Source organism: Actinacidiphila yanglinensis, assembly GCF_900107965.1.
In the GTDB taxonomy this organism is placed as follows: Bacteria; Actinomycetota; Actinomycetes; order Streptomycetales; family Streptomycetaceae; genus Actinacidiphila; species Actinacidiphila yanglinensis.
The window spans coordinates 238779-251061 of record NZ_FNVU01000009.1 but is presented as its reverse complement, the minus strand read 5'-3'; the positions used below and the strand labels follow the sequence as shown (position 1 = coordinate 251061).

Below are 12283 nucleotides of genomic sequence, written 5' to 3'. Positions count from 1 at the left end.
CCGGTATGGGGGGCGCTATCGCGCCGGAGTTGTTGATCATTCTTACGGTGACCACATGAACGCCATCCGTCCCCTGCGCTCCACCCGCCGCTTCCCCGTGCCCGTCGCGCTGCCCGCCGCGGCGCTGGCCGCCGCCTGCTGCCTGAGCGCGCTGACCGCCGTGCCGGTGGCCGCCGCGACGGCCACCGCGACGCCCACCGCGACCGCGTCGGACAGCGGTCAGGACTCGTCGGGCTCCTCCACCGGCACCTCCCAGGCTGCGGCGGACCGGACCCTGCTCGCCGAGCCGGGCGTGCATGTGCTGCCCCGCGCCGACACGCCCGATCTGCCGTCGGGACTGTCCGCGCTGTCCTGGACGGTCTCCGACGCCCGGACCGGACAGGTGCTGGCCGCCAAGGACGCGCACCGCCAACTGCCGCCCGCCTCCACCCTCAAGACGCTCTTCGCCGACACGGTGCTGCCGCGCTTCCCCAGCGGCCTCAAGCACACGGTGAAGGACTCCGACCTGGCCGGACTGGGCGAGGGAAGCAGCATGGTCGGGGTGCAGACCGGCCAGACGTACACCGTCGCCGACCTGTGGCGCGGCGTCTTCCTCGCCTCCGGCAACGACGCCGTGCACGTGCTGGCCAATATGAACGGTTCGGTCGCCAAGACCGTCGCCGACATGCAGGCGAAGGCCCGGATGCTGGGCGCGATGGACACCCACGTGGTCACCCCGGACGGCTACGACGAACCGGGGCAGGTCTCCTCGGCGTACGACCTGGCGGTGTTCGCGCGCGCCGGGCTGAACAACCCGGACTTCGCGCGCTATGCCTCGACGAAGGACTCGCAGTTCCCCGGCGGCCTCGACGAGCACGGGTCGTACGTCGCGTCCTTCGGCATCGAGAACACCAACCGGCTGCTGACCGGCGAGAAGGGCGTCACCGCGTACCCGGGCCTGGTCGGGGTGAAGAACGGCTACACCACGAACGCGGGCAACACGCTGGTCGCCGCAGCCCGCAGGAACGGGCGGACCATCCTCGTCTCGGTGATGAACCCGCAGTCCGGCGAGACCAACGCGGTCTACACGGAGGCGACGAAGCTGCTCGACTGGGGCTTCTCGGCGGTGGACCGCACCACGTCGGTGGGCACGCTCAACGCGGCGGCCCCCGCCCGGCGGGCCGACGCGGGCACCGCGCCGCAGTCCGCGCGGAGCGCGACGGCCACCCCGCAGCCGCCGGAGGAGGCGCACACCGCCCCGGTGTCGTCGGGTTCCTCGGTGGCCTCGCCGGCGGCCTGGGCGGTCGGTGGCGCGCTGGTGCTGCTGGCCGGGGCGTCGGTGGTCGTCCTGCGGCGGCGGGGCGCGGCGAAGAGCCGCTGAAAGCCCTGGCCAAGGGGTACGCTCAGTGACCGGGCGGTCGGGCCGGGCGGTGGGCGCGGGCCGGTGCCCGCGGGTGCGCTGACGCACGCCACCGGAGGGGGAGCTGTAGCCGCATGAGCCGTCGTTCGACCGGATCGGTGTCCACGTGGGCCGAGATCCAGCGCCAGCAGCAACGGCAGACGGAGGCTCAGCACCGGGCCAGGGAGCAGCAGCGGCGAGACGCCGAGCGGCAGCAGCGGGCCGCCGAGCGCGCGCTGGCCCGCTCGCAGAAGGAGCAGCAGGCCGCGTACCGGCGCCGCCGCGAGGAGGACGCCCGCCGGCGGACCGAGGAACTGGAGCGCCGCGGCGAGGAGTTGGCGGGGCTGCTGCGCGCGGGCTGCGCGGCACCGGTCTTCTCGCCCGAGTCGCTGATGCTGCCCGAGCAGCTGGAGCCCTTCGCCCCGGGCCCGCTCGCGGTACCGGTGGTGATGCCGCGGCTGGAGGAGTACGCCCCGGCGCACCGCTCGGCGTGGAGCCTGGGCCGCCAGGACCGCCAGGTCCGGGAGCGCTACGAGCACGACCTGGGGGTGGCGCGGGCCGCGGAGGGGCAGCGGCAGCGCCAACTCGCCGACTACCAGGAGCGCTACGGGCGCTGGGCGGACCAGCGGCTGGCCGAGATACGCCGGCACAACGCGGAGGTGGGTGACTCGCTGGCCCGGCTGCGCGGCGGCGAACCGGACGCGGTCGAGGAGTACATGACGGGGGCGCTGTACGCGTCGCGGGCATGGCCGGAGGGGCTGCCGCGGCAGGTCTCGGCGACATTCGAGGCGCCCGAGCGGCAGTTGGTGCTGAACTGGGAGCTGCCGCCCTTCTCGGTGGTGCCCGAGGCCGCGCTGGTGCGGTACATGCCGGGCGCGGACCGGGACAAGGAGGTGGCGCGCCCGATCACCGAACGGCGGGCGGACTACCGGGACCTGCTCGCGCAGTGCCTGCTGCTGGTGCTGCGCGAGTTGTTCGGCGCCGACACCTTCGGACTGCTCGGCTCGGTGGCGCTCAACGGCTTCGTCGACGACACCGATCCCGCGACGGGGCACCGCACTCCGGTGTTCCTGGCGACCGCGAGGGTGTCGCGGGAGGACTTCACCGCGGTGAACCTCGCGCAGGTGAACCCGGTGGACTGCCTGGTCGACGGCCTGGGCGGGGAGTTGTCGGCGCGCCCGGACCGGCGGACCGCGGTGGTGCCGGTGCGGCAGCCGGGCGAGGCCGGCCGCGTGGTGGTCACGCACGGCGGCGGCGAGGAGCCGGACCTGCTGACGATGGACCCGCTGGAGTTCGAGGAACTGGTCGCGGAGCTGTTCCGGGCGATGGGCATGAGCGCGGTCACCACCGTGCGGTCCGGCGACGGCGGGGTGGACGTGGACGCGCTGGACCCGGACCCGATCCGCGGCGGCAAGATCGTGGTGCAGGTCAAGCGGTACCGCAACACCGTCACGCCCAGCGCCGTGCGCGACCTGTACGGGACCGTGCAGTCGCTCGGCGCCAACAAGGGCGTGCTGATCACCACGTCGGGCTTCGGCCCGACGTCGTACGCCTTCGCCAACGGCAAGCCGATGACCCTGGTGTCGGGCACCGACCTGGTGGAACTGCTGCACCAGCACGGCCTGGCGGGCCGGTTGGGTGGCGCCCCGGCCGCCGCGCCTGCCGCCGGGTCCCCAACGGCGGGCCAGGGCAGCGGGATCGACGACGAGCCGGACGCGAGCGTGCTCGGCATGTGGTGGGCCGGCGAGGTGGCCCTGGACGTGTGCGCGCTGGTCTGCGAGGGCGGCCGGGTGCTCGGCGACGACCACTTCGTCTTCTACAACAACCCGCGCACCCCCGACGGCAGCGTGCGGATGATGCCCGGCCTGGGCGGCGACAAGGCGGCGATCTGGGTGAGTTTCGACCGGCTGCCGGCCGCCGCGGACCGGGTGGTCCTGGTCGCCGCGATCGACCCCGAGGTGAATCCGGACGCCGACCTGGCCGGCTTCACCGACGCCCGGATACGCCTGACCGACCCGGAGGGCAGCGAGGCCGACCGGCTGGACGTCTCCGACGGGCGGCCGGGTGAGACCGCCCTCGTCCTCGGCTCCTTCCGCCGGCGTCCCGGCGGGGACTGGAACTTCGTGCCCGGCGGCAAGGGCTACCCCGGGGCCACCGGCCTGGTCGACCTGGTGCAGGAGCACGGCATCGAGGTGGAGTAGCACCGGCGGCGGGCCGGGACTCGGCATGCGTGTGCTACAGTGCCCACAGGGACATAAAAGTCCGCGCCCTTCTGTAGGCGCCTTGTCCCGCATCTGCCCTCGGTTCTCCGTCCGAGTGACCTGATCCGAGCCAGTTCGTTCCTCTTGTGGCGTCCGTCCTTCCGTCGGCGCCTGTCTCCACGGCGGGGCTGTTTCCCACCATCGACCGGTCACCGGCCGATCCGCCTCGCCGGCCATCTCGCGGCACCCGGAGCGTGAATTCCTTCCGCTCGGGCCGCATCTCCCGTACGCCTCCGGCGGCGTAGCGCCGCCGCGCTGAACCCTCCGTCCGCGAAAGGACGACCATCCATGACCGACATTCTCGAACGCCCGCTGGACCGGCAGGAGTTGCCGCAGCGGGTGACCGGCGTGCTCGACACCGAGCGCGGCGGTCAGGCCCGGCTGCGCGGCCCCGGCCTGATCCCCTCCCCCGACGACCCGGCCGTGCCGCAGGCACTGGTCCGCCGGGCCGGGCTGCGCAGGGGCGACCTGGTGGAGGGCGCCGCCGGCCGGCCCGGCACCCTCGCCGACGTCCATCTCGTCAACGGGCGGCCGCCGGGCGAACGGCGCCCCGCCTTCGCCGACCTGACCCCGCTGCACCCCAAGGAGCGGCTGCGGTTGGAGAGTTCGGCGCTCAAGGGCTCGTCGGCCGCCGCCGGACGGCTCATCGACCTGATGGCGCCGATCGGCAAGGGCCAGCGCGGCCTGATCGTCGCCCCGCCCAAGGCCGGCAAGACCGTGGTCCTGCAGGCCGTCGCCGCGGCGATCGCCGCCAACCACCCCGAGGCGCACCTGATGGTGCTGCTCGTCGACGAGCGCCCCGAGGAGGTCACCGAGATGCGGGCGAGCGTGCGCGGCGAGGTGATCTCCTCGACGTTCGACCAGCCCGCGCGGCAGCACGTCGCCGTCGCCGAGCTCGCCGTCGAGCGGGCGAAGCGGATGGTCGAGCAGGGCCGCGACGTGGTGATCCTGCTGGACTCCCTCACCCGGCTGTGCCGCGCCCACAACACCAGCGGGGCCGGCAGCGGCCGCACCCTGTCCGGCGGTGTCGACGCCGCCGCCCTGCTCGGCCCCAAGCGGCTGTTCGGCGCGGCCCGGCTGGCCGAGGAGGGCGGCTCCCTGACGATCCTGGCGACCGCCCTGGTCGACACCGGCTCGCGCGCCGACGACTTCTACTACGAGGAGCTCAAGAGCACCGGCAACATGGAGCTCCACCTGGACCGCTCCCTCGCCGAGCGCCGGGTCTTCCCCGCGATCGACATCAGCACCTCGGGCACCCGCCGCGAGGAACTGCTCGTCCCTGCCGAGGAGTTGACCGTCCGCCACGGGCTGCGCCGGGCACTGGTCTCGCGCGACCCGCACGGGGCGACGGAGGTGCTGCTCGCCCGGCTGCGCGAGACCGCCACCAACGCGGAGTTCCTGCGCGGCGCCCGTGCGACCCTGCCGATCGCCGCGTGACGGCCTGCGCGGTACGAGGGCGTCCGCAGCGGAAGAACGGCTGACCCGAGGCCGGGAAGGCACCGCCGGACCGCGCGCCCGGTGCGGGTCGGCAGCAGTGCCGGGCTCCCGTGGCAGGCACGGTGGAGCCACACCGCCCCAGGGGGACGCGGGGATACCTCCCCAAGGGCCCGGGCCGCCGCAGCGCGCACCCCGCAGCCGCACCCACCAGAGGGCCCGCGAGGCCCATCGCCCAGAAGCCAGGACAGCCTCAGCACACGAGGCGCGCGAATAGCCTCCCAAGGGCCCGGGCCGCCGCAGCGCGCACGCAGGAGCCGCACCGACCAAGAGGCGCGCGAGGCCACCTCCCCCGCGACGCCCCACGGGGAGAACGCTGCGGGCGGCCGGCGGCAGGTGGTCCCGGAACCGCCGGCACACGGCACCACAGGGGCCCGGCGTCGGTTAGCGTGCACCGCATGCTGCATGGACGGGAAGCCGAGGCGGGCACGGTCGAGGCGCTGCTGGCCGGCGCGCGGGCGGGCCGCAGCGGGGTGCTGGTGGTCCGCGGGCCGGCCGGGATCGGCAAGACCGCGCTGCTCGCGCACGCGCTCGGGCAGGCGAACGCGCCGGCCCCCGCGGGCATGACCGTGGTACGCGGCTCCGGAGTCGAGTTCGAAGCCGAACTCCCGTACGCCGGGCTGGAGTTGCTGCTGCGCAGGGCGATGGGGGCGATCGGGTCGGTGCCGGAGCCGCAACAGCGAGCGCTGCGTGCGGCGTTCGGGCTGTCGGCGGGCACCCCCGGCGAGCCGATGTTCGTGGGGCTCGCGGTGCTGTCGCTGCTGTCGGGTCACGCGGGCGACGGGCCGCTGCTGTGCGTCGTGGACGACGCCCAGTGGCTGGACCGGGCGTCCGCCGACGCACTGGCCTTCGCCGCCCGGCGGCTGGACGCGGAGGGCGTGGTGATGCTCTTCGCGGCCCGTGACGGCGAGGGGTCGTTCGCCGCGCGGGGCCTGCCGGAGGTGCGGCTGGGCGGGCTGGACGAGGCGGCGGCCGGCGCTCTGCTGGCCGAGCGGGGCGCGGCCCTGGGCCCCGCCGTACGCCGCCGGGTGCTGGCCGAGGCGCAGGGCAACCCGCTGGCGCTGCTGGAACTGCCGCTCACCCTGGACCCGGGCGGCGCGGCGGGCACGGGCGGTCCCGGCCCGGTCGCCGACGTGCTGCCGCTGACCAGCAGGCTGGAGGCCGCCTTCCACGGCCGGGTCGGCGACCTGCCGCCCGGCACCCGGACGCTGCTGCTGATCGCCGCCGCGGACCACACGGGCGACCCCGACATCCTCCTGGCGGCCGCCACCGCGCTCGGCGTCGGTGTGGACGACCTGCCACCCGCGCAGGACGCCGGGATCGTGCTGGTCGACGAGGAGGACCGGCTGCGGTTCCGCCACCCCTTGATGCGCGCCGCGATCCACCAGCGGGCGGCGCTGCCGGAGCGGCTGGCAGCGCACCGGGCCCTGGCGGAGGCGTGCGACCCGGTGCACGACCCCGACCACCGCGCCTGGCACCTGGCGATGGCCGCGACCGGCCCGGACGAGGAGGTGGCCGCCGCCCTGGAGGCGACCGCCCACCGGGCCCGCGAGCGCAGCGGGCACTCCGCCGCCTCGGTCGCCTACGAGCGCGCGGCCCGGCTGAGCACCGACGCCGCCGCGCGCGCCGGGCGGCTCCTGCTCGCGGCAGAGGCCGCCTCGGAGGCCGGCGAGCTGCCCCGGGCCAGGGACTTCGCCGAGCAGGCCGCCCGCGCCGCGGGCCCGGTGCTGCCGCCCGGCTCCGCCGCCGAGGCGGTGGTGCGCGCCCGGGCGCTGTACGTACGGGCGCTCGCGGACTTCTGGCAGGGCGCGTTCCCCGGCGCGCACCGGATGCTGCTGGAGGGCGCCGGCGCGGCGGCCGCGGCCGACCCCGAGCGGGCCGGGCGGATGCTGGTGCAGGCGGTGCACACCGCCTGGTACCTGGGCGCGGACGAGGTCGACGCGACCGTACGGCGGCTGGCGGCACTGGAGTTGCCCCCGGGCACCCCGATCCGCCACGTCGCGGGCTTCCTGACCGGAGCGCTGGCCCACCCGGACACGGAAGCGGACACCGGCACCGACACGGATACTGACGCCGACGCCGACGCCGACTCAGCGTCCCCGCCCGCCACCGTTCCGGAGGCCGCCGCCGCGGTGCGGGCCGCCGCCGGGGGCCGGACCGACCCGCGGGAGACGGTGATGCTGTGCGCGGCGGGTCTGGTACGCGGGCAGGACGCGGAGTCGTACGAACTGGCCGCCGCGCTCGCCGCGGAGTGCCGGGACAGCGGCGGGGTGGGGCGGCTGGCGACGGTGCTGTTCTTCCGCGCCGAGGTGGAGATCTTCGAGTCGCGGCTCGACGACGCCCTGGCCACCGCGGCCGAGGGACTGCGGATCTCCCGGGACACCCAGCAGGCCCAGTGGGTCAGCCAGTTGAGCGGCGCGCTGGCGCAGGTGGCGGCGCTGCGCGGCGAGGAGGAGGTCTGTCGCGGCCGGGTCGCCGAGGCGCTGGCCGCCGCGCCGGGTGCTCCGGTCGCGCCGGGCGCCGCGTGGGCGTACTGGTCGCAGGGGCTGCTCGAACTCGGCCTGGGCCGCGCCCGATCGGCCCTGGAACGGCTGGAGTTGCTCGCCGACCCGTCACTGCGGCACCAGATCTCCGCGACCCGCAGCGTGCCCGACCTGGTGGAGGCGGCGGTACGCGTGGGCCAACCCGCGCGCGCCGCCGAGCCGTTCGCGCGGTTCGAGCGGTGGGCGCGGCGCGCCGGGCAGGGCTGGGCGGACGCCGTGGTGGCCCGCTGCCGGGCCCTGCTGGCTCCCGACGCGCAGGCGGAGGCGTACTTCACCGCCGCGCTGGCCGGGCACGACCCGCACCGGCGCGCGCTGGAGACGGCCCGCACCGAGCTGCTGTACGGGGAGTGGCTGCGGCGGGCCCGGCGCAGGAGCGAGGCGGCCGGCCATCTGCGCGCCGCGCTGGAGGTGTTCGAGCGGCTCGGCGCGCGTCCGTGGGCCGATCGGGCCCGCGGTGAACTCGGCGCGTCCGGTGCGCCTGTGACGGTCCCTCAGGAGACGAGGTCGCTCGCCGAGCAGGCCGGGCTGACCCCGCAGGAGTCGCAGATCGTCCGGCTGGCCGCCGAGGGCCTGTCGAACAAGGACATCGCCGCCCGGCTGTTCCTCAGCCCGCGGACGGTCGGGTACCACCTGTACAAGGCGTATCCGAAGCTGGGCGTCGTCTCCCGCGGTGAACTGGCGTCCCTGGTCGGGTGAGTACGGCTGCAGTCGGGTGGGTAGGTGCGGCGCGTCCGGCCCGAACGCGCGGGCGTGCCCGCCAGGTCGAGTGGACCGGACGGGCACGCCGGGCGCCCGCGGGCGCCCCTGTCACGGGTGTCAGATGGTGACGCCGTGCCCGGCCATGTAGGCGACCGGGTCGATGTCCGAGCCGTAGGACGGCGTGGTGCGCACCTCGAAGTGGAGGTGCGGGCCGGTCACGTTGCCGGTCGCGCCCGAGATGCCGATCTCCTGGCCCTCGGTGACGGACTGGCCGGCACTGACCAGGGTCTGCGACAGGTGCCCGTACAGGGTGTACTTGCCGTCGGCGTGCCGGACGATCACGTCGTTGCCGTACGCGCCGTCCGCCCCGGCCGAGACGACCGTGCCGGCGGCCACGACGTGCACCGGGGTGCCGGTGCCGACCAGGAAGTCGACGCCGGTGTGCGAGCCGCTGGACCACAGCGAGCCCGACGCCTTGTAACCGGTCCCGATGGCCGCGTCGCCGACCGGCTTCATCCAGCCCGTCGACGCGGTGGTCGCGGCGGCGGGCTTCGCCTTCACCACGGCCTTCGCGGGGGCGCCGAGGGTCAGCACGGTGCCCGGGTGGATCAGGCCGGGGTTCGCGCCGATGACGGACTTGTTGTCCTGGTAGAGCTGCTTCCAGCCGCCCTTGACGTGGTGCGCGGTCGCGATCTTGGCGAGCGTGTCGCCCTTGACGACCTTGTAGGTGGTCGAGGCCACGGTCGTGCTCGCGGCCGGAGTGGCCGCGCCGGCGTGGGTCGCGGCGACCAGCGGCACGACGAGGGCGGCGCCGCCGGCGGCGGCCGCGGTGTACAGGCGGGTCAGGCCGCGGGTGTTGCGGGTCCGGGTCCTGCGATGCCGGTTGTGTGCGGGCATGGGGGATGTCCTCTCCTACGCCTGCGAGGTGAGCTGTCGGGTTCGGGCAGGAGATGCCCGGCCGCGGTCGGCGGCTTCACCCCGAGCCGCCCGGGTGTGCGAGCGCCGGTCGTACGGCGGTTCGCTCCGGGCGGCGACTTACCTGGGTCCCCCGCTCCTGCCATGCGGATGTTCGGGTGATCCGCACAGCGGGCGGTGGCAGGACTCGGCGGTCCGCCCGGCGGATGGGGAGCGGACTCGCGCCCGCAGAAGCGGAACGTAGGGGAAGCCCTCCCGCGCGGGCAAACGGCGCCCTTCCGCGACCCGGGTGCGGCGGTCACCGAATGTGGCCGCGCCCGCGCGGGTCCGTCATCGGGCCCTCACCTGGCGTGCGCCGCCCACCACGGGCCATGACGAATCGCCCGCAACGGCGACGGTGCGTACACCGGGCGACCCCGAACCGTACGGATCGGGTGATCTCGCTCACGGTCGTCCCCTTCGTCCCGCTCTGCCCCGTTATCGCCGTACGCGGCGACCGCGTCCCCGCCGCGGCCGACCCGGACCGGGCTCAGTACGTGCCGGGGGCACCCGTGAGGCGGGCGTCGAGCGTGCGGGAGAGCCGGTAGGCGACCGGGCGGAACCCGATCGCGGGGAAGTGCCCGGCCGCGAGCGGCGAGGCGGACGGCCAGCGCGCCGACATGTAGCGGTGCCCGCCGTCGTACGCCCACGCCAGGGCGGTGGCGAGGAGCACCCGGCTGATCCCCTCGCCCCGGAACGCGGGTTCGACGTACGCCTCGACGAGTTCGGCGCAGGACGCGGGGACGACGGGGTCGGGCTCGGCGGGCACCAGGAGCACCATGCCGATCTCCTCGCCGCGGCGGGAGGCGATCCACGCGCCGCACCGGGTGTCGGCGAGCGCGCCCGCGTAGTGCACGCGCAGCGCCGCGAGCGCTCCCTCCGGCTGCGGCTGGAACGTCGCGCTGCCGCGCTGCCGCCGCGCCGACTCGGCCGCCATCCGGCCGATCTGCGGCAGGTCGCCGGGCCCGGCCCGGCGGATGGCCAGGCCCTCCACCCCGCGCGGCTGCCGCCCGCGGGCCTTGACCGCCATCAGGCCGTGCACCCGCTCCCGGCCGAAGCCGAGGTCCGACCAGGGCGTGGTGCCGACCTCGCCGGCCGGCACGTCGACGTAGTGCACCAGCCGGCGGTCGGCGACGAGCCGTTCGGCGACGCGTACGTACAGCGCCCGCAGCACCTCGCTCTCCCGGCCGGAGGGCAGCGCGTGGCCGCCGTGCGGGACGAGCGCGGAGCGCGGGTGGCTGCGCAGGGCGGCGGGGTCGTCGGGGGCGATGTTCAGCGGGACGGCCGCGAGGTGACCGATCAGACCGCCTTCGCCGTCGAGGGCGCGGACGGCCTCGATCCCGGGGAGCTGATGGAGCTTGCCGAGCAGTTCCTCGCCGCGCACCGGACCGTCGGCGAGCCAGGACCGCTGCGAAGGAGGGCGCCGGGCCCGGGCGAACCAGCGGTCGTACCGCTGGACGGCGAGGGGTATGTGCTCAGGGGTCAGCGGCGCGGTGGCGACAGTCATGGTGCTCGTGGACGCTAGCGGTGGGCGCCGCCCCAGGGCAAGGCGGGCCCGGCGGGGGACGGGGACAGGTCGGGACGGGTGCCGCCAAGCACCCGAAACCCGCGCTCGGGCGCGGGTGTTCGGCCCGCCGCGGGCCCGCGGGCGGCACCCCGCGGCCGATGCCCCGCGCGCGTCGCCCTACGTCCCGGCGGGCCCGCAGCGCTTCTCCCGTCACCCGGTCCACGCGGGGTGCGCCGGGTCGTCCGCGCGGACCAGGATGTCCGCGGCCTCCTCGGGCAGCGCCTCCCGGGCGTAGCGGTCGTAGGCGGGCAGGGTCCACCGCTCGTCGGGCGGGGTGCGCCGGGCCAGGGCGGCCGGGGACAGCCGCAGGTGGACGGTGAGGTCGAGCGGCAGTCCCTGCCCCAGCAGCAGCGGGCCGTCGAGCAACAGCACGCCGCCGGGGGGGAGTTCGACGTAGTCGGCCCGGGTGGAGCGGTCGGTGGCCGGATCGCGCAGCGAGGGCAGGGCGCGGCCGGTGCCGCCGGGTCCCAGCGGGTCGAGCACCTCGCGGCGCAGCGCCCCGGTGTCCAGCCAGAGCTGGTAGTAGGCGTCGACGTCCTCGTGGCCGTACTCCAGGCGGAGCGAGGCGGGGCGCCAGAAGCCGTCGGCGCTGACCCGCAGGACGGGCCGGCCGAGGGCGGGCAGCGCGGCGGCGACGGCGTCGGCGAGGTCGGCCGGGCGCGCGGCGGGGGCGCCGTCCACGGCGACCCGCCACCAGGGGCCGGGCGGCCGGCCGCCGGCGATCCGGCCGGCGAGTGCCTCGGCGAGCTTGGGCCAGGAGATGGGGGTCGGCTGCACCCCGCCATCCTGCCGGACCGGTCCCGGGCGTCACCCCGGCGGCTCGCGGTCACCCGATCGGACGAGGTGACTGCGCCACCGGCGCGGGCCGGCCGCACCGCGGGGCAGGGGCGGCCCCTTCCCGCGAAGGGGCCGGAGGGAGCGGCATATCCACGCGGCATCCGCAGCCAGGCCCACCGCGCGGGGCGCACCGGCTCACCCACGTGGTGGAAATCGTCTACAAATCACCCATTTGCCACCGCGCGCGATCTATTACTTTTTGTGAGCCTGGAAGAACTCACGGTGACCGTCCCCATCACCTCAGGAGAAGAGCCCCATGATCCTGTCCATCTCCGGCGTCGTGCTTCTCGGCGTCATCTGCTTCCTGTTCTTCCGCAAGGACGGCCTGAAGGTGTCCCACGGAGTGGTCTGCGCCCTCTTCGGGTTCTACCTCGCGGGCACCGCCATCGCCCCCAGCATCACGGCGGGCGGAGCGAGCCTGGCCAGCCTGATCGGCGGGCTCAAGATCTAGCGCCGTCCTCCGACGGCCACTCCTGCCCCTCCCCCCACCGCGGGCCCGGCAGCGGTCGATCCGCTCCCGGGCCCGCACCCCGTTCCCCGCACCGCTCCC

General features: G+C 75.7%; 8 protein-coding genes and 1 riboswitch. Of the genes, 5 read left to right on the top strand and 3 right to left on the bottom strand.

All coding sequences use genetic code 11. From position 1 onward, the window contains the following. The first annotated feature begins 55 nt into the window (after window positions 1-55). The 4 genes from C4U44_RS22215 to C4U44_RS22200 all read left to right on the top strand — a co-directional run bounded on the left by C4U44_RS22215 (window position 56) and on the right by C4U44_RS22200 (window position 8372). Window positions 56-1360: a D-alanyl-D-alanine carboxypeptidase family protein gene (locus C4U44_RS22215; RefSeq protein WP_103887712.1), complete on the top strand. Its 1305-nt coding sequence runs from the start codon at window positions 56-58 to the stop codon at window positions 1358-1360. A gap of 113 nt (window positions 1361-1473) precedes the next feature. Continuing rightward, on the top strand, window positions 1474-3579 hold the full coding sequence (locus C4U44_RS22210) for a restriction endonuclease (protein WP_103887711.1): 2106 nt from the start codon (window positions 1474-1476) through the stop codon (window positions 3577-3579). A 348-nt stretch (window positions 3580-3927) separates the two neighbouring features. Next, complete coding sequence (rho, locus tag C4U44_RS22205; RefSeq protein WP_103887710.1) at window positions 3928-5076, top strand: transcription termination factor Rho; 1149 nt, start codon at window positions 3928-3930, stop codon at window positions 5074-5076. A gap of 455 nt (window positions 5077-5531) precedes the next feature. Further along, window positions 5532-8372: a helix-turn-helix transcriptional regulator gene (locus tag C4U44_RS22200; protein ID WP_200823348.1), complete on the top strand. Its 2841-nt coding sequence runs from the start codon at window positions 5532-5534 to the stop codon at window positions 8370-8372. A 120-nt stretch (window positions 8373-8492) separates the two neighbouring features. On the opposite strand, the gene C4U44_RS22195 is transcribed toward C4U44_RS22200, so the two are convergent. The 3 genes from C4U44_RS22195 to C4U44_RS22185 form a co-directional block, all read right to left on the bottom strand. Next, the gene (locus C4U44_RS22195; protein ID WP_103887708.1) at window positions 8493-9272 is read right to left on the bottom strand and encodes a M23 family metallopeptidase; all 780 of its coding nucleotides are present in this window, start codon (window positions 9270-9272) and stop codon (window positions 8493-8495) included. Window positions 9273-9277: 5 nt separating this feature from the next. Beyond that, window positions 9278-9460, bottom strand: a riboswitch (cyclic di-AMP (ydaO/yuaA leader). 359 nt (window positions 9461-9819) lie between these two features. Continuing rightward, window positions 9820-10836: a GNAT family N-acetyltransferase gene (locus tag C4U44_RS22190; RefSeq protein ID WP_103887707.1), complete on the bottom strand. Its 1017-nt coding sequence runs from the start codon at window positions 10834-10836 to the stop codon at window positions 9820-9822. Window positions 10837-11046: 210 nt separating this feature from the next. Beyond that, window positions 11047-11673, bottom strand: a complete 627-nt coding sequence (locus C4U44_RS22185; RefSeq protein WP_103887706.1) for a nucleoside/nucleotide kinase family protein — start codon at window positions 11671-11673, stop codon at window positions 11047-11049. Between the two features lie 316 nt (window positions 11674-11989). Between C4U44_RS22185 and C4U44_RS22180 the strand changes: the two genes are divergently transcribed. Beyond that, window positions 11990-12184 (top strand): hypothetical protein, encoded by a 195-nt coding sequence (locus C4U44_RS22180; RefSeq protein WP_103887705.1) that lies wholly within the window; start codon window positions 11990-11992, stop codon window positions 12182-12184. The last annotated feature ends 99 nt before the right edge of the window (window positions 12185-12283 follow it).

Coding starts and splice junctions, on each gene's coding strand:
- C4U44_RS22200 (WP_200823348.1), top strand. CDS start 5,532: ATGCTGCATGGACGGGAAGCCGAGGCGGGCACGGTCGAGGCGCTGCTG.
- C4U44_RS22215 (WP_103887712.1), top strand. CDS start 56: ATGAACGCCATCCGTCCCCTGCGCTCCACCCGCCGCTTCCCCGTGCCC.
- C4U44_RS22180 (WP_103887705.1), top strand. CDS start 11,990: ATGATCCTGTCCATCTCCGGCGTCGTGCTTCTCGGCGTCATCTGCTTC.
- rho (WP_103887710.1), top strand. CDS start 3,928: ATGACCGACATTCTCGAACGCCCGCTGGACCGGCAGGAGTTGCCGCAG.
- C4U44_RS22190 (WP_103887707.1), bottom strand. CDS start 10,836: ATGACTGTCGCCACCGCGCCGCTGACCCCTGAGCACATACCCCTCGCC.
- C4U44_RS22195 (WP_103887708.1), bottom strand. CDS start 9,272: ATGCCCGCACACAACCGGCATCGCAGGACCCGGACCCGCAACACCCGC.
- C4U44_RS22210 (WP_103887711.1), top strand. CDS start 1,474: ATGAGCCGTCGTTCGACCGGATCGGTGTCCACGTGGGCCGAGATCCAG.